This is a genomic window from Vicinamibacterales bacterium, assembly GCA_035699745.1.
Taxonomy (GTDB): domain Bacteria; phylum Acidobacteriota; class Vicinamibacteria; order Vicinamibacterales; family 2-12-FULL-66-21; genus JAICSD01.
Map to the genome: position 1 here is coordinate 13,164 of DASSPH010000110.1, position 16,488 is coordinate 29,651.

The following is a 16,488-nucleotide window of genomic DNA, read 5'->3' on the forward strand; positions in this document are numbered from 1 at the left end:
CCGCCGCCGCGAAGGTGGGTATCCTTCCGTCTATGACTCAACGCTTGTCCGACGAAAGCATTACGCGGCAGTTGTCAGGGCTGAATGGCTGGACCCGCGACGGCGACGCCATCCGGAAGCAGTTCACCCTCGGCGGCTTTCCCGACGCAGTCGCGTTCGTGATCCGGCTGGCGTTCGACGCCGAAGCCGCCGATCATCACCCCGACATCACCATCAACTACCGGAAGGTGACGCTGTCGTTCTCCACCCACAGCGCCGGCGGGCTGACGCAGAAAGACTTCGACGGCGCCAGACAAGTGGAAGCGTTGATCTGACGTGACGCAGCTCAAGAACACGTACACGTCGCGCGAGGTCGCCGACCTCACCGGCCTGACCGCCCGGCAGCTCCAGTGGTGGGACGACAAGCGGCTGTTCGCAGCGCACATCGCGCCCAGGCGGACGGCGCGCGGCGGCTACACCGAGCGCCGCTACACGCCGGTCGATCTGCTGGAGCTGCTCGTCCTCGCGGAGCTGCGGCGCCAGGGCGTGTCGGCCGCGCAACTTCGCCGCCTGCTCGAGACGCTGCGTGCGCGATTCGGCGTCCGCCTGTTCGAAACGATCGGCGGCGGCGGTCCGCTGACGCTGCTCACCGACGGCCGCGACGTGTACGGCCGCACCGCGCAGGGCGAGGTCTACAACCTGCTGCGCGATCCGCTGCAGCCGCTGCTGATGCTCGCCGGCGGCGACGCGCTCCGCGAGCTCAGCGCGCGGGCGAAGACACGGCGGCGCAAACCGCGGCCCCGAGCGCGGCCCACCGCGTAGCGCGTCGTGAACGGATGCTGCTAGGAGATCGGGAAGATTTTGTCGAGACCGTCGGCGGGACGAGGGATGACGTGAACGCCCACCAGTTCGCCGACGCGCCGCGCCGCCGCCGCGCCGGCGTCCGTCGCCGCCTTGACCGAGGCGACGTCGCCGCGGACGATCGCGGTCACCAGACCGGCGTCCACTTTCTGCCAGCCGACGAAGACGACGTTGGCGGTCTTCACCATAGCGTCGGCCGCTTCGATCATCCCGACCAGCCCGCGCGTCTCGACGAGACCCAGCGCTTCGCCGGGCAGATCCTTTGCCATGGGACGTCGATTCTACGTGATCCGGCCGCGCGCCGCCACCGCCACCTGCTCGATCACCTCGTCGCCGTCGACCAGCCACACGTGGTCGACCAGGTTCGACACGACACACGAATGATTCGGGACGATGCGGACGAGGCCGCCGGTGGCCAGCCGCGTGTCCCCCTCGAGCACGCGCACGTTGGCGTGCTCCTCCGACAGGCGCTCGACGACGAGTGACACGTCCGGCTCCGCGGCCAGCACGTCGCGCAGGATGGCGCCGTATCCCGGCATATCGCTGAAGCCGCGCGCGAGATCGTTCGTCAGCGTCTTGCTCCCGCTGTCGAGAATCACCCGCTCCGGCGCCGGCCGGCTGACGACGCGGGCGAGCACGGTGAGCGCGCAGTCGTCCCAGGCTGCCGCGCCCAGCCCGACCTGCGTCCGATCGAAGTAGGCGTAATTCCCCGGACGGATCTCCGTGATGCCGTCCTCGTCGACCGAGAACCGCGCGGTCGGCGTCGCGCCGACGCTGATCTCGCTGCACCGGATCTGCGCGGCGGCGGCGAGGTCGCGAAGGATTTCCGCCTCCCGGATCGCGACGTCGCGGACCTCGCGCTCGGATCTGGCGCCGTAGCCGTGCCCGGCGTGGCTCAGCAGGCCGCGAAACACGAGTCCGGGCATCGACGCGATCGCGCGCACCGTCCCCGGTGCCGACCGCGCGTCCGGATCGATACCGCAGCGGTGAAAGCCGACGTCGACCTTGATCAGGATCTCCAGCCGGCGGCCGCGGGCGACGGCGAGGTCGGACCAGGCCTGCGCCACCGCAGGATCGTCGACGATGAACGACAGGGTGACGCGCTCCGCCAGCGCGAACACGCGATCCGCGTTGACCGGATGCAGCGGATAGGGCAGCCGGATGTCGTTGATCCCGGCGTCGGCGAACACTTCCGCTTCGCCGAGCTTGGCGCAGCAGATGCCGACGGCGCCGCGCTGCACCTGCAGCGCCGCGACTGCCGTGGACTTGTGCGTCTTGGCGTGCGGCCGCAGCCGGACGCCGCGCGCGTTCGCCATCGCCTGCATGCGCGAGAGATTCCGGGTGAGCCGCGACGAGTCGATCAGAACGGCTGGTGTCGGGAGTTCAACGATGCGCATCAGCGGAAGCGTGTGGGCTGGTCGAGATCCGGCAGGTTGCCGTCCGCGTCTTCGGGATCGCGCGCCGCGGCCTTCTCCTCGACGATGAGCTCGATGGCGTTGCGCTTGTCCTGATTGAGCAGATCGTATATCGCGCCGGACGCGGCGGGCCCGACCCCCGAGGATCCGCGACCGCCGCCGTCGCCGGAAAGCACGGCGATCGCGATCACCACCAGGACGAGCAGTGCCACCCCCCAGACGGCCGCCGCCGCGAAGTCACCACTCACGCACGACCAGATTATCCGATTCCGGAGCCGCGGATCCGAGCCGAGAGCCGGCGCCCGGCTTGACTCCCCGCTATCCGCGGCCGATCACGCCAAGGGCCTCCGGCCTGGTGAATCCGGGGAAGATCCGGCGTGTATCGGTGACGCCGAGGTGGCCGCGGACCACTTCCGCGAACACGCTGCGGAAATCCGTCGTCACCGCCAGATCCCGGCCATCGTAGCGCTGCTCGCGCGCGAGTCCCGGCCAGCGGCCGTAGACCTTTCCGCCGCGCACGCCGCCGCCGCCGATGACGAGCATGGCGTTGCCGTGGCCGTGATCGGTGCCGCGGTTTCCATTCTCCGCGACGGCGCGGCCGAACTCGCTCATGGTGAGGATGACCACGTCGGCCATCCGATCGCCGAGGTCGCGGGTCAGCGCCGCGATGCCGCGGCCGAAATCATCCAGCCGCCGCGCCAGCTCGCCGGCCGACGCTCCCTGGTTGGCGTGGGTGTCCCAGCCTCCCGCCTCCGCAAACGCGATCTCGAGGCCGACGTCCGCCTTGATCAACTGCGCGATCTGGCGCAGCGCCTCGCCGTAGCCGGTGCGCGGATAGTCGGCGCCGTTCTCAGGACGATACTTCGCCGGGTCCGCGGATTTCAGCATCCGCACCGCGTCGAACGCCTGTCCGCCGGTGCGATTCAGCACCGCGTCGGCCGCCGCGGCGTACTCGGATTCGAACGACGCCTGCATCGTGTCCGTCGCCTGGCCGGCGCGGATCCCGAACTGCCCGAGTTGCGAGATCGCCAGCGCCGGCGCGGTGCCGTGCAGCGCGCGCGGCAGTTGGCCGCCGAGCGCGACGGCGCGGAACGGCGTCGCCTCGGCGTGCTCGCGCGCATGCAGGCAACGATTGAGCCAGCCGTCCTGCGTGCTCTTGACGCCCGGCGTCGCCGTCTCCATGTAGTCCTGCGCGTCGAAATGCGATCGCGTCGGATCGGTCGACCCCGACGCGTGGACGATCGCGAGCTGCCGGGCGTCCCACAGCGGCTTCAGCGGCGCCAGCCGCGGGTGCAGGCCGAAGAATCCGTCGAGATCGATCGCCCCGTCGTCGGCGCCGGGCCGCGGGATCGCGATGCTGGGGCGGGCGGCGTAATACTCCCCCTCGCCGAACGGCACGACCATGTTCAGACCGTCCACCGCGCCGCGCTGGAAGATGGCGATGAGGATCTTGCGGCGCGCGGCGGCCGCTTCGGCGGTCCGCTCCAGGAAGGCGGGCGCGAAGCCCAGACTGAGGAGCGCGAGCCCGCCGTTCTTCATGAACACGCGTCTGGACAGCATGGCTACCTCCGCTGGAACTCCGGAGAACCGAGGGTGAGCGCCGCGGTCTGCCGCGGATCGGCGGCCTTCGCAATCGTCGCGGCGGTCGCCGCCGACACGTCCCCTCCGAGCGCGGCCCCGGCCGCGCCGCTGCCGGGGCGTACGCCGCGCATGCGGCCGCTGACGAGCTGCAGGGCGAAGTTCATGCGGTTCAGCAAGGCGCCGGTATTGACCCACGCGTCGGCGCGATCGGCATATCCGGTCGGCGGCTGACACATGTAGAGCGGCATGCCGAGCTGACGCACCGCCTGCACCAGCGGCTCCGCTTCGAACACATCGGTCCCGGTCGCGCGCACGGCCGACACCACGAACTCGAACGGCGTCTTCACCTTCGCCCGGTACGCCGGCGGCGCGAAGAACTCCGGCGACGTCAGGATCGTCCGGACCACTTCGCGGATGTCGCCGCCGGTGTCGCGGAACCGCCCGGCGGCACGCGCGACGAGCGCCGGCGGCGGCGTATCGGCGACGAACCGCCGCACCAGCTTCGTCGCGATGAACGTCGCCGTCGAGGGATGCGATGCGAGGATGTCGAGCACGCGCTCGCCATCCGACTGCCCGCCCCCGGCCTTGATGGTGCGGCCGAGCACCACCTTCTCGCCGCCGTCGTGCAGCCGCTCGTCGAAACGGAACCCGCCGCCGAGGCGCGGCTGATCGATCGTCCATCCGGTGAACGCGCGCGCGACGTTGACGACGTCCTGCTGCGTGTAGCCGCCGTCGACGCCGAGCGTGTGCAGCTCCATCAGCTCGCGGCCGTAGTTCTCGTTGAGACCGCGCTGCGGCCGCCGTTGACCGCCCCGGGTCAGGAGCCCGGCGCGCTGTCCGCCGGGGCGAGCCGCGGGTCCGGCGCTCTGCCAGTTGTCGAGATAGAAGAGCATGGCCGGGCTCTTCGCGGTGGCGCCGAGCAGGTCGCGGAATCTGCCGAAGACGTGCGGCCGTATCGCGTCGCGCTCGTAGGCGGTGACGTGATTCATCGTCGCCCCCTTGCCCGCGAACACGTTGAAGTGATTGAACCAGAAGTCGACCATCACTTCCTCCAGCTGACGTTCGCTGAAGGCGGCGCGGAGGACCTTCTGCTCCGAGAGTTCGACCAGCACCTGCCGGGCCTTGCGGGCCGCCTGCATCTCTTCAGGCGTCCGCGCCGGCGGCGCGTCCATCGTCATGGTGTCGGGCGCGGGGCGCGCGTTCGCGGCGCGGCGCGCGTCGAGCGCCGGTATGAAGTACCCCGATGCGAGCTCGCGCGGCGACATCCGCAGCGTTTCGAGCGCCGCGAGGCGGGCATCCACGTCCCGATCGTCGATGCTGTGGGGGCGCAACTGGCGCTCGATGTACGCGGCGATCCCCTCTTCGCGCACGCGCTCCACGTCACCGGGCCGCGCCCCGAAGCCGGTCCGGTTGAGGACGTGCAGGATCGCCTTGTCGTCGGGCTTTGCCGGGATGGCGGAGCGCTGCTGCTCCGCTCCGGCGACGGTTGCCACGGCCAGGGCCGCCGCGGCCAGGCGTGTGATCGACCTCATGCTCCCTTAGACCGGGAAGGGGCCGGCCGGGTTGAACCGGACCGGCGTTTCCAGGACTGCTCACTTCTGCATGAATCTGCGCCACTGATCGACCAGCGCCTGCTGCGGCCCCTTCGCCGCGGCATAGGCGTCGGCGTAGCGATTGAACAGGGCGGTGTCGCCGTCCGCTGTGGCGAGCGTTTTGCCGGAGCTTCGCGCTTCGTAGAGCGCGCGCAGCACGAGCAGCAGACGCTCGTGATCCGCCGGATGGGTTGCGAGGTACGGCTCCAGTACCTTCACCGCTTCGCCGGGCTGGTTCGCCATCACCAGCGCGGTGCCGAGGCGCAGCGCGACGTCGTCGTTCGCGGGCCAGAGCGATCGCGCCTCGGTGAGAATGTCGATCGCCTGATCGACGTCGCGCATCCGCAGCAGCGCGTCGCCGAGCAGGGTGAAGATGAACGGCGCGCTCGATTCGGTGATCAGCGACGTCTGCCACGCGCCCGCCGCCTCCCGATCGCGTCCGCCGGCGGCGTAGCAGGCGCCGAGGTAGAACGCCGCCGAATAGAACTCGGAGTCGAGGCGGAGCGCCTCGCGGAACCTGACCAGCGCGCCATTGAGATCGCCGCGGTGCAGGAGCACGATCCCCTTCAGGAAGACGGCCGCGAGCTGATCGTCGCCCGCCCGCTCCAGCGACGTCATCGCCTCGTCGAACCGCCCCGCGCGGACGCTGGCCAGCGCCGGCTTCACCGCCGCCGCGCTCGCCGCCGCGGTGGCGCTCAGCCGGTCGAGGAAGAATCCGAGCACTTGCGGCGTGAGCACCGCTGCCTTGTCGAAGTTCTCGATTCGCGACGAGAACGCGATGGTCGTGGACGCGGGCAGCGGCGCGTTCGTCGCCCCCGGCGCCGTCAGCGTGCGCGCGGCGCGCGCGATGCGGAAGGGCCGGACGACCTGCCCGACCCTCCGGCCGCCGACCGAGACCACGGCGCGCGCGACGTACTCCCCGGGCGGAAGCAGTCCGATTGGCACGCCCGCCTCGGCGGCGCGGCGATTGGCTTCCGGCGTCTGCTGCAGGCGCGCCGCGGTGCTGTCGAGCGCGCGCGACCCCTCGTTCGGCGCGACTTCCATGACGACCGTCGCCGAGCGCAGTTGCTCGGGCACCTCCGAGAACAGCTCGAGATACGCGTGCAGCTCGTCACCGGTGAAGTCGGCGGCGACGGCGGGAGGCAGACCGTCCGTTCCGCGGACGGTGTTGTCCGCGATCAACAGATCCGTGGCGTGCAGCTGGCCGAAGGCATTGATCCTGGCGACCAGCGTTCGCTCGACGCTGCCGCGCTTGCCGTTCGCGTCGACGACCGCGATCTTCAACGTGTAGGTGCCGGGAGGGGCGATTGCGGCGCCGATGTACTTCTGGATCTTCGATCGCGGATCGATCGGGTTCTGCAGCGCCGGCTCGAGCTGGCTGGTGACGAGCTTGCCCTTGTCGTCGAACATCATGTAGCCCAGCGCCAGCGCGCCGTCGGCGTTGAGCGACCGGTCGATGTCGGTGACGAGGATCACCTTCAGCCGCGAGGATTCCGTGTCCCGGAAGGTGTAGGTGGTCGCCTTCATCGGGATGTCGCCGGCCAGGAGCGGAGCGCGCAGCGTGTCGAGCACGAGATCGCCGGACGACTTCGCTGCCGTCGCGCCGACGCTGAACTCGCGCCGCGAGCGCAGCAGCAGATCGCCGCGGCGGACGTCGATCCTGATCCGGTGCGGCCGGCCGTCGCGGTCGCCGGGCTCGGGCTCGAAGCTGAGAAGGTAGTATCCCGACAGTTCGAGCGCCAGCCGCTGGAACGCGAAGTCGGCGTTCGCCACGACACGGAAGACGTCGCCGCGCGCCATGCCGGCGAGCTGATCGAGGCCGCGGCGGAGGATCTCGCGGTCCGCCCCGCGGGACGGCGAGGTGCGGCTCGAGGAGGCGTCCATCTCGGGCGGCTCCACCTGCAGCACGTACAGCGCGACGTGCGCTGCCGACGCGCGCGGCCCCACCCAGCTGATGTCCGCAATCTCGCGATCGATGAGCAGTCCTTCCGAGATGAACACGATCGTCTTCGGCGTGTCGCTGGTGGCGAGGCGCTCGAACAGATAGCGCAGCGCGGTCATCGAATTGCGCGTGCGCTCGCGCGAGATCGACAACAGCTGTTCGGCCTCGTTGGACAGCAACTGCAGGCACGATTCCCGGGTGATCGACATCAGGTCGGTCGAACACTCCCGATCCACGACGGAGGATGTCGTCATCTGATCGCCGCGCTGGAACGCCAGCGCCTCGGCGACGCCGACGCGCTGCGGACCCGAGCGCTCCGTCGCCTGCCCGACGACGCGCTCCAGCAGGGTCTGCACCAGGGCGTGATGGGCGGTGAAGTCGATCTGCGCGTCGGCGCCGGGAATCGTGACCAGTGCGACGCGATCCGATCGGTTGAGACGCCCCACGAAACGCTTCGCCGCTTCGATCGCGGGCCTGCCGCCGCCGGCCGAGATGTTGCCGGTGTCGATCACCAGCACGAACAGCCGGCCGCCGCTCGCGCCGCTGTTCGAGTCGAACTCGCGCGGCGCGGGCGGCGCCTCCGCGGCCGCGCGCTCGACCGCGATGAACTGCGCGGAGGCGATGCGCCGCGGCTTGCCATCGACTTCCAGCGTGAAGTCGCTGGCGTTCAGATCGGGCACGGGCCGGCCGTTGCGATCGATGACGCTGACGTCCACGGGGACCAGATCGACCGACGACCGGAAGGTCGTGCGCGGCGGCTGCTGTGGGTCCTGCCCCGGCGCCGATGCGAGAAGCAGCGCGGCGGCGAGGACGGCGAGGCCCTTCATGGCGGTGAGTCTACTTTGGATCGGAGCGGGCGATCCGGTAACCGAGGCGGGCCCGCACCGCGTAGTCGCGCCCCGGGACCTCGACCCGAATCCGGTGCCACTCGCCGTCGCGCGCGTGGTCCGGCGCAGGGTAGCCGAGCAGATACTGATGCCGCAGATCCTGAACGATCTCCTCGAAGATCGCCTCCAACCGCGCGTCGTTGCCGGAGAAAAAAGCCCGTCCGCCGCTGCCCTCGGCGAGTTTCCGCATCAACTGCTGCAGCGCCGGCGCCCGGAGTGCCCGCCCCTGGCCGATCATGTAGACGGTCGCGTCCGAAGCCTCGGCGCGCTGCAGCACCGCCGCCATCGACGCGCGGCTCGACTGATCCTCGCCATCGCTGAACACCAGCAGCGAGCGCCGGCCGGCCTGGCGGCCGAGCAGGTCGAAGGCGTGGATGACGACGTCGTACAGCGCCGTGCCGCCGAACGGGGCGAGCCGCGCGACCGCGCGCTCGCGCACGGCGCGATCCGTCGAGCGGCGGGCCAGGGTGAAGATGCTGTCGTTGAACCCGAGCACCGTCACCTGATCGGTGCCGCGCAATTGCGACAGGAATCGCGTGGCGTGGCGCTTCACGCCCGGCAGCGCCTCCGTCATGCTGGAGCTCACGTCGATCGCCGCGACCAGCTCCAGCGGAATGTTCTCGACCTGGAACGTCGTAAGCCGCTGCGGCCGGTCGTCTTCGTAGACGCGGAAGTCCGCCGCCTGCAGCCCGGTCACGAAGCGGCCGCTCGCATCCGTGACGACGGCGGTGACCTGGACGACGTCCACGTCGACCGTTTCGGCGAACTCGACGCCTTTGGTGCGGGCGCTGGCGACCAGCTGCGATCCGCCGGCGAGCACCGCAACCGCGCGGATGACGTGCTCCTCGATCCGGCTGCCGGCGTCCCAGTCGCAGGCAAACGGCGGCGCTTCAGCGGTGCACACCAGACGCCCGTCGGCGAACCACCGGACCTGCTTCACCCTGGCGGCGAGGTCGAGCGGCTCGAACGCAATCGTGAGGCGGACCGGGCCGGTCAGATACCCGCCGTCGAGAGGCGAGGTGATCGTCGCGCTCTGCTGCGCGCCGGCGCCGATCGCCAGCGCGGCGACAGCCGCGGCGGCCACGGCGAACGGCCGGATCACCGCGCGCCTCTCGGCGTCAGCGGCCCTGCAACGGTCAGCGCGGCCACGTAGTCGATGAACCGATCCTCGGGCAGCTCCCGCACCGCGAGCGCCACCGGCAGCCAATCGTCGAAGTACGCGGTGCGCGCGCGATCGAGGACGTCCTGCATCGCGTACGCCGCCACGTCCCTCGCGAGCAGGGCGGGCAGCTGGTGCTTCGCCAGCACCGCCGCGGTGCGCAGCATCACGTCCGGAAACTGCGTGCCGAGCTGCCCGGTCGACGGCCGTCCGGCGTAGTCCTCCCACGGCACCGCCCCCGGCCACCGCACGCACAGACAGCCGTCGAGCGGGAACGATGATGCGCCCCAGGCGTCCGCGCCGGCTCCCGCGCCGAGGCGCAGCTGCTCCAGCAGCGTGAACGCACCGGCGACGCGCTGCGGGTCGCTGGTCAGCAGCCATGCGATGGCGTTCCGCCGCCAGCCGGACAGCGCCGCGTCCTGCGCGATCCGTTCGAGATCGTCAGGCGCGCCCGGCAGCCGCCCGATCCGCTCGCCCCCGCGCGCGAGCGCCGCCGCGATTGCGTCGCGGTCGGCATCGGTGAGCCGCTGCGGCTCGATCAATGCGATCGTCGCCGCCAGCGTCCGCCGATCGCTCGCGCTGACCTGCGACGGCGACGGCATCTCCGTCGTATCGAGGCGGCGCAGCGCGAGCGGCGCCAGCGCGAGATCGAGCCGCAGCAGCGATCCGGCGAGATGCCAGCCGTCCGCGCCGAACACTTCGCTGGCCAGACGCCACGGGGTCGGCAAGCCGCCGTCGCCGGCGATGCTGCCGCTGAAGCGGTGGCGCCGCCAGACTGCACCGGCGTTCACCGGCGCCCCGTCCGCGTCGCCGAGCGCGCAGGCGTATACCAACGCGGACAGGCTGGCGGCCAGCGGCTGCGCATCTCCTTTCCGCGCCCGCGCGAGCGCCGCGTCGAGCGGTATCTCCCCCTGGCGCCGCCGGATGCGCGTGAGCCGCCGCAATTCCGCCGGGGCGACGTCGGCGACGTACTCCGCGTCCTCCCACCTGACCGCGATCGGCGGCACGCCGGCGCGGCCGGCGAGTCCTGCGAGAACGTCGCGCTCCGCATCGCGGACGTTGCCGGCGGCGTCGCCGGCGGCCCGCCGCAGCGCTGGGACGAGCGCGTCGCCGACCCACGCTGCCATCGCACCGCGGCGGTCGCGCTGCGCAGCCGCCTGGACCAGCGATCGTCCGAGCGTCCGCGCCTCGCGGTCGTCGATCGTTCGCGACCGCCGCGCCTGGTCCACGATCGCCAGCGACGACTGAAACACCGTCATCGCCACTGTGTCGCCGTCCAGCGCGCCGGCCGATCGAGCCGCCGCGGCGTAGGCGGCGGGTTCCCGTTCGCCGAACGTCTCGAGGACTCTCATCAACATCGGGAACCTGGAGTGCTCACGCAGCACGACCGCGAGATCCTCGCTGGCCGCCGGCGTGCTCCCGAACGTCTGCTGCGCGAACCGGATGGCTTCGAGCCGGCGCCGCGCGCTTCCCGGCGCGCCGCCGAACACGTGCCGCGCCAGCCACGCCGCGTCGACCGGGCCGCGGCCGCCTGAGCCCTGGCCGAACACGCTCGACCACAGCGCGCCGGACGCCGGCGGGCGTGCGGCGCCGCGCTCGTCGACCGCGATCGTTCGCAGGAGAAGCAGCAGATCGACGTCCGGGCGCACGAACGGCCGTTCGCTGCTCCACGCCGCTCCGGGAGCGTTCGAGGCGTCGAGCACGGCGGTCGCGAGTTCCACCCGCCGCGGCTCGCCGCGCCGGCCGATCGCAAAGGCCTGGCGCGCCGGATCCAGCCGCACGATGGTGTGGTAGAACGCCGCCAGGGCGCCGCCGTCGGCCGAGAACAGGCGGCTGATGAATGCCGCGGACTGCGCCGGATCCGCGCCGACGATTCCGCGCCACACCTCGCGCGCATCGTCACCAGGCGTTTCGATCGCGCCGCTGCGTATTCGAATCGATCCGGCGAACACCGCCGCGGCTCCGGCGTTCGCCGCGAGCGATCGAACGACGGCCGGATGCTTCTCGATCCAGGCGAGCGTCTCGCGGTCGACGCCGAGCAGCCCGTGGTACAGAAGCGCGGTGGTGCGGCGCGAGAAGATCCGCGCCGCGAGTTCTTCGTCGCGGACGTCCCCGCCGAGGATGTGGTCGCGCCAGAGCTGCGGCGAGAGCGGCAGCGGAACCAGGTCGCCCGCGCCGCGCCGGGACAGCGCTTGCGTGAGCTTCGCGCGCGCGGCCGTTTCCGGCGGGCTCGCCTGATCGGGCGAGGCAAAGGCGAGGCGAACGATGTCGACCGGGAGCGTCGATGGGTCGACACGCTGGATGCCGAGGGCGGCGGCCAGCTCCGCCGCGGGCAGCGGCAGGCGCATACTGCCGATCGGCGACTCGCCGCCGAAGGCGCCCGGCGCCACGCAACACACGACCAGCGTGGCGAGTGCGAGGGGCCGCGGCATGAGGCCGCTATTCTATGCGCGCGCGGTTCGCGGGGCGGACTTCAGGACCTCGCGGGCGGCGTTGCGTCCGGGCGCGCCGGTGAGGCCGCCGCCCGGATGCGTCCCCGATCCGCAGAGGAACAGGCCGTCGATCGGCGTGCGGTAACTGGCCCAGCCGAGCGTCGGCCGCATCGTGAAGAGTTGATCGAGCGCCAGCTCGCCGTGATGAATGTGCCCGCCCGTGAGGCCAAATTCCTGCTCGAGCGCGAGCGGTGTGATCACCTGGCGGTGCTCGGCCAGCGACGTCACGCCGGGGGCGTACCGCTCGAGGGTGCTCAGCACGGTGGCGGCGAGCGCGTCCTCGAGCGCCGCCCACGATCCCGAACGCAGTCTGTACGGCGCGTATTGCACGTGCACCGACATGACGTGCCGCCCCGCCGGGGCCATGCTGGGATCGTGAATCGACGGGAACGTGACGTCGAGGAACGGCGCGGTGGACGACTCGCCGTACTTCGACGCATCGAACGCCTTCTCGAGGTAGTCGATGCCCGGCCCGATGTGCACCCGTCCCTGCAGGGTGACGGCGGGATCGCCAGCCAGCCCGGTGAACGCGGGCAGCGCGCGCAAGGCGACGTTGACCTTCGCCACGGTTCCGGGCACGCGATAGTTCCTGATGCGCGTCATGAAGACGGGCTCGAGCTCCACGGGATCGATCAACGTCAGGAACGTTCGCCGGGGATCGGCGCCCGACACGATCGTCTTCGCCGCGATCGTGGTGCCGTCGTCGAGCACGACGGCGGCCGCCGCGCCGTCCTTCACGACGATCTCGCGGACCCCGGCGCCGGTGCGGATTTCGGCGCCGGCCTCACGCGCGGCGTCCGCCATCGCGCGCGTCAGCGCGCCGGGCCCGCCCGCCACCGTGACGCTGCTTCCGCCGGGCGCGCGGTCGAACGCGGCGGCGAGCAGCAGGAGTGCGCCTGTGCCCGCCGACCATGGCCCCATCGCGGCGCCGTGAATGGCCCTGGCGGCGACGACGGCCTGAAGCAGGTCGGTCTCGAACCATTCGGCGACGAGATCCGCGACCGCCATCGGTCCCCAGCGCAGCAGCGAAAACGAATCCTTCCTGCCGAGGGCGCGGAATCGCCGGCCGGCCTTCAGCAGCTCCCACAGCTCCGCCCTGGACGGCGCGTCGATGGACGGCGGCGTCATGTCGAGCAGTCCGCCGAGGAACGCGCCCGCGCGGGACAGCGCGCCGCAGAAGTCGGCGTATCTGGCGGCGTCCTTCGCGGAGAACGGCCGGATCGCTTCGGCGGTGCGGCTGGGGTCGGTCGAGAACACCAACGTCCTGCCGTCGCCCGACGGCGCCACGATCCGGGGATCGGGACGCACGAACCTGACGCCGCGCCGCTCGAGCTGCATGTCGGCGGCGATCGACGGCCGCAGCGGACCGATGGTGTGGGCCAGCGTCGCGGCGCGGTATCCCGGCGCGAACTCTTCGCTCGTCGCGCAGCCGCCGACCACGTGACGCCGCTCGAGGACCAGCGGCCTGCGTCCGCCGCGGGCGAGATAGTACGCGGCAGTGAGGGCGTTGTGACCGGCGCCGATGATGACCGTGTCGTGCGTCATCACTTCCGTCCCGTCTCTTTCAGGATGCGGAGCGCCGCGTTGCGCCCCGGCGCTCCCATGATGCCGCCGCCGGGGTGGGTTGCGGACCCGCACATATAGAGGTTGCGGATCGGCGTCTTGTACTGCGCCCAGCCGGGGGCGGGACGCAGGAAGAAGAGCTGCTCGAGCGTCAGCTCTCCCTGGAAGATGTTGCCTTCGGACAAGCCGAAGTCGCGCTCGATGTCGAGCGGCGTCAGGACCTGGCGGTGCAGGATGATGTCCTTGATGTTGGGCGCGTACTCGGCGATCGTGTCGATCACCGTGTCGCCGAAGGCCTCGCGATGCGCGTCCCAGCCGCCCTCTTCCTTCAGGTGGTACGGCGCGTACTGCACGAAGCACGACATCACGTGTTTGCCCGGCGGCGCGACGGACGGGTCGGTGAGACTCGGGATCACCATGTCGATGTACGGCCGCCGCGAGTACCGCCCGTACTTCGCCTCGTCGTAGGCGCGCTCCATGTAGTCGACGCTCGGCGAGATCGAGACGGCGCCGCGCAGGTGCGGGCCCGGCCCGGGCATGCTCGTAAAGTCGGGCAGCGCGTCGAGCGAGAGGTTCACTTTTCCCGATGAACCGCGGAACTTGTAGCGGCGCACGTCCTCGACGAACTCCGCCGGCAGGTGCTCCTCCCCCACCATCCTGGAGAACGTCTGCCGCGGATCGAGACTCGACGAGACCACGTTGGCGGTGAAGTAGTCGCCGTTTTCCAGCACGACGCCGACCGCCGCGCCGTCCTTGACGAGAATCTTCGAGACCGGCGTTTCGGCGCGAATCTCGGCCCCTGCCTCGCGGGCGGCGGAGGCGATCGCATTCGAGATCGCGCCGGTGCCGCCGCGCGACAAGCCCCAGGAGCGGAAGGCGCCGTCGATCTCTCCCATGTAGTGGTGGAGCAGCACGTACGCGGTACCCGGCGAGCGCACGCCGAGGAACGTGCCGATGATCCCCGACGCCGACATCGTCGCCTTGAGCACGTCGGTCTCGAACCACTGATCGAGAAAGTCGACCGCGCTCATCGTCATGAGCTGGACCTGGTTGTACTTGTCCTGATCGGAGAGCGACTGGAAGCGCCTGCCGAGCGACAGGAGATCCATCAGCCCGCGCGGGTCGAGCGACGTCGGATCCGGCGGGGTCATGTTGAGGATCGGCTTGACGAACCGTCCCATCTCGACCATCGCCTTGCCGTATTCCTCGTATGCCTCGGCGTCGAGTTTCGAGTGGCGCGCGACCTCGCGGCGGGTCCTGGCGTGGTCGTTCACGCGCCACAGGTAGTTGCCCCCCGGCATCGGCGTGAAGGTGCCGTCGAGCGGCAGGATCTCCAGCCCGTGTCGCGGCAGGTCCAGATCGCGAATGATCTCGGGGCGCAGCAGCGAGACGACGTAGGAGCAGACCGAGTACCTGAAGCCCGGGTGGATCTCTTCGGTGACGGCGGCGCCGCCGAGCACGTGCCGCCGCTCGAGCACGAGGACCTTGCGCCCGGCGCGCGCGAGATAGGCCGCGTTGACCAGTCCGTTGTGTCCGCCGCCGATCACGATGACGTCGTAGGTGGTGCTCATGCGATCGATGTCCGAGGTTCGATGTCCGAGGTTCGAGGTTCGAGATCCGAGGTTCGAGGTTCGGAAGGCGCAGAGCGGTTAGCGGGACTACGACAACCCGGCAGACCGGGTCTGGTTGCCCAGGAGCAGCGCGAGGAGACGAGCGGCCGGCCGCACAGCGGCATACTATCCGATTGCGGCGGCGGCGGCGAGGGTGCGCGCTCGGTCGGCGGGTGTCGCTCCGGTGGCCGGACTACAATGCGGGCATGCCGATCGGAACACCCGTTCACGAGCGCACACTCGCCCTCTGCGAAAGCCTGAACTATCGCGAGTGGTCCGGTTATTACACGGTCAGCGCCTACGAGAGCCATCACGAGCACGAGTACAACGCCATCCGCAACGCGGCGGCGCTGATCGACGTCTCGCCGCTGTTCAAGTACATGATCACGGGGCGCGACGCGGCGAAGCTGGTCGATCGGCTGATCACGCGCGACGTCGCCAGGATGGCGGTCGGTCAGGTGTATTACACGCCGTGGTGCGACGAGCACGGCAAGGTGATTGACGACGGCACGGTGTCGCGGCTGGCGGAGCAGACGTTCCGCTGGACCGCCGCCGACCCGAGCCTGCGCTGGTTCACGCTGAACGCGGCCGGCATGGACGTGCGCATCGACGATATCTCCGAGGAAGTCGCGGCGCTCGCCCTGCAGGGTCCGACGTCGGCGCGCCTGCTGCGCGCGGTGGCGAACGCGGACATCGACAGGCTCAAGTACTTCCGCGTCACCAGCGGCACGATCGCGGGAGTCGACGTCGACATCTCGCGCACGGGCTACACGGGCGATCTCGGGTACGAGATCTGGATGCCGGCGAACCGCGCGATAGCGGTGTTCGACGCGCTGATGGAGGGCGGACGGCCGTTCGACATCAAACCCGCGGGGATGCTGGCGCTCGACGTCGCGCGCATAGAAGCCGGGCTGCTGCTGATCGAAGTGGATTTCTTCAGCAGCCGCAAGGCGATGATCGCGTCCCAGGCCTACAGCCCGTTCGAGCTCGGGATGGGGAAGCTGGTGAGCCTCGACAAGGGGCGGTTCATCGGCCAGCGCGCGCTGCGCGACGAGCATCGCCGCGGCGCCGACCGCCAGGTCGTCGGTCTGGAGATCGACTGGAACGAAGTCGAGAAGCTGTATGACGCGGCCGGCCTGGCGCCCGCCGTCGCGGCAACCGCGTCCCGCGCCGCCGTCCCGGTGTATCGCAACGGCCGCCAGGTCGGGAAAGCGACGTCGACGACCTGGTCACCCACGCTGAAGCGCATGATCGCGCTCGCCACCGTCGATCGTCCGCACCATGCGCCTGGCACGGAGCTGCAGTTCGAGATCACCGTGGAGGCGGTTCGTCACCGCGTGACCGCGAAGGTGGTGAAGACGCCGTTCTTCAACCCGGCGCGGAAGACCGCGACACCACCGGCGTAAT

General features: G+C 70.6%; 13 protein-coding genes. 3 read left to right on the forward strand and 10 right to left on the reverse strand.

Going from position 1 to position 16,488, the window contains the following annotated elements; all coding sequences use genetic code 11:
• Window positions 1-32: 32 nt before the first annotated feature.
• Together VFK57_25680 and VFK57_25685 are read left to right on the forward strand one after the other, a co-directional pair.
• On the forward strand, window positions 33-314 hold the full coding sequence (locus VFK57_25680; protein ID HET7699136.1) for a 4a-hydroxytetrahydrobiopterin dehydratase: 282 nt from the start codon (window positions 33-35) through the stop codon (window positions 312-314).
• Between the two features lies 1 nt (window position 315).
• Entirely contained in the window at window positions 316-801 is a 486-nt protein-coding gene (locus VFK57_25685; GenBank protein ID HET7699137.1) for a MerR family transcriptional regulator, read from the forward strand.
• 20 nt (window positions 802-821) lie between these two features.
• On the opposite strand, the gene VFK57_25690 is transcribed toward VFK57_25685, so the two are convergent.
• The 10 genes from VFK57_25690 to VFK57_25735 all read right to left on the reverse strand — a co-directional run bounded on the left by VFK57_25690 (window position 822) and on the right by VFK57_25735 (window position 15,042).
• Entirely contained in the window at window positions 822-1,109 is a 288-nt protein-coding gene (locus tag VFK57_25690) for a BMC domain-containing protein (protein HET7699138.1), read from the reverse strand.
• 12 nt (window positions 1,110-1,121) lie between these two features.
• On the reverse strand, window positions 1,122-2,237 hold the full coding sequence (locus VFK57_25695; protein HET7699139.1) for an alanine racemase: 1,116 nt from the start codon (window positions 2,235-2,237) through the stop codon (window positions 1,122-1,124).
• Window positions 2,237-2,503 carry a hypothetical protein gene (locus tag VFK57_25700; protein HET7699140.1) on the reverse strand — a complete coding sequence of 89 codons (267 nt, stop codon included), beginning with the start codon at window positions 2,501-2,503 and terminating at the stop codon, window positions 2,237-2,239. The genes VFK57_25695 and VFK57_25700 overlap by 1 nt, the downstream gene beginning before the upstream one ends.
• Before the next feature lie 70 nt (window positions 2,504-2,573).
• Window positions 2,574-3,815, reverse strand: a complete 1,242-nt coding sequence (locus VFK57_25705; GenBank protein ID HET7699141.1) for a DUF1501 domain-containing protein — start codon at window positions 3,813-3,815, stop codon at window positions 2,574-2,576.
• Window positions 3,816-3,817: 2 nt separating this feature from the next.
• Window positions 3,818-5,368, reverse strand: a complete 1,551-nt coding sequence (locus VFK57_25710) for a DUF1800 domain-containing protein (GenBank protein HET7699142.1) — start codon at window positions 5,366-5,368, stop codon at window positions 3,818-3,820.
• Between the two features lie 60 nt (window positions 5,369-5,428).
• On the reverse strand, window positions 5,429-8,197 hold the full coding sequence (locus VFK57_25715; protein HET7699143.1) for a VWA domain-containing protein: 2,769 nt from the start codon (window positions 8,195-8,197) through the stop codon (window positions 5,429-5,431).
• Window positions 8,198-8,207: 10 nt separating this feature from the next.
• The gene (locus VFK57_25720; GenBank protein ID HET7699144.1) at window positions 8,208-9,359 is read right to left on the reverse strand and encodes a VWA domain-containing protein; all 1,152 of its coding nucleotides are present in this window, start codon (window positions 9,357-9,359) and stop codon (window positions 8,208-8,210) included.
• A complete protein-coding gene (locus tag VFK57_25725; protein HET7699145.1) occupies window positions 9,356-11,848 on the reverse strand; it encodes a hypothetical protein in 2,493 nt (830 codons plus the stop codon). Before VFK57_25725 ends, VFK57_25720 begins: the two co-directional genes overlap by 4 nt.
• Before the next feature lie 12 nt (window positions 11,849-11,860).
• Window positions 11,861-13,453, reverse strand: a complete 1,593-nt coding sequence (locus VFK57_25730; GenBank protein HET7699146.1) for an NAD(P)/FAD-dependent oxidoreductase — start codon at window positions 13,451-13,453, stop codon at window positions 11,861-11,863.
• Entirely contained in the window at window positions 13,453-15,042 is a 1,590-nt protein-coding gene (locus VFK57_25735) for an NAD(P)/FAD-dependent oxidoreductase (GenBank protein ID HET7699147.1), read from the reverse strand. Before VFK57_25735 ends, VFK57_25730 begins: the two co-directional genes overlap by 1 nt.
• A gap of 245 nt (window positions 15,043-15,287) precedes the next feature.
• Here VFK57_25735 and VFK57_25740 point away from each other — a divergent pair, with 245 nt between their 5' ends.
• Window positions 15,288-16,487, forward strand: coding sequence for an aminomethyltransferase family protein (locus tag VFK57_25740; protein HET7699148.1), 1,200 nt, complete (start codon window positions 15,288-15,290; stop codon window positions 16,485-16,487).
• Window position 16,488 lies beyond the last annotated feature (1 nt).